The 821-nt window shown below is 36.3% G+C and carries 2 protein-coding genes; both read left to right on the top strand.

What is annotated here, in order from left to right:
* A partial coding sequence (locus ACFQRG_RS16450) for a transposase (protein ID WP_380968046.1) occupies window positions 1–547 on the top strand: 547 nt, incomplete at its 5' end.
* Between the two features lies 1 nt (window position 548).
* Window positions 549–773, top strand: coding sequence for a hypothetical protein (locus ACFQRG_RS16445; RefSeq protein WP_380968044.1), 225 nt, complete (start codon window positions 549–551; stop codon window positions 771–773).
* The last annotated feature ends 48 nt before the right edge of the window (window positions 774–821 follow it).

Here is an 821-nt window from a genome sequence, read left to right as displayed (position 1 = left end):
TTTTTATGTTAATGCTGAAAGGAAAATGAAAGATGCCAAAGGTGCAGCGAAGTATATAGGACGATATTTAGCGAGACCTGTCATTGCCGAATATCGTATTGAAAATTACGATGGAGAGAAGGTTCATTTTTGGTATGAGGATCATCGAACTGGAAAACGAAAGGATGTCACATGGCCAGTTTATAAATTTATATTTAATCTTTTACAACATATTCCGCCTAAACATTTTCGAATGGTAGGGCGCTTTGGTTTATACAGTAGAAGATCCTATCAAAAAGCTAACCAAATCTTGAGTCTCTATTCTTTTGTAAGAACAAAACAATTATCCTTTTTATTTGAACGTAAAGAGAAGAAAAAAACATATCGCCAAAGAATGATTGAGGCCTTTGGTCAAGACCCATACATATGCCCGTGCTGCCATAGGGAGATGGAACTGGTTGAAATCTGGCATAATGATTATGGTTTCTTATTTCATTACATGGAAGAAGTGGAATGCATTAAAACGTGGAGGATATATGATGATGCGAAGAAACACAAAGCAGGATGAAATGAGTAAGGAATTTCTTAAATGGTTAGAGGAAGAGGACCCATTGGGATTGGATGAAGAGATTACAACAATAATTTTCAAGTGTTTAGATTGTGGTAAGGAAGATGAAGTACCAGATTTTGTAGTCGAAGAGTTTCAATTTGACTTAGAAAAACATGAAGAAGTAGAGGTAGTCTGTCCTTTTTGTGAAGGTACTATGCGACGAGCAAAAAAGAATCCCAAGTGATAAGGCTACACTTGGGAAGTAATTAAGTCGCGCTAGCGATTTTGTTCT

Origin of the sequence: Scopulibacillus cellulosilyticus, from assembly GCF_042665295.1 — a bacterium.
Classification (GTDB): domain Bacteria; phylum Bacillota; class Bacilli; order Bacillales; family Sporolactobacillaceae; genus Scopulibacillus_A; species Scopulibacillus_A cellulosilyticus.
The sequence above is the reverse complement of the archived record's forward strand: the minus strand, read 5'-3'. Positions and strand labels throughout refer to the sequence as shown.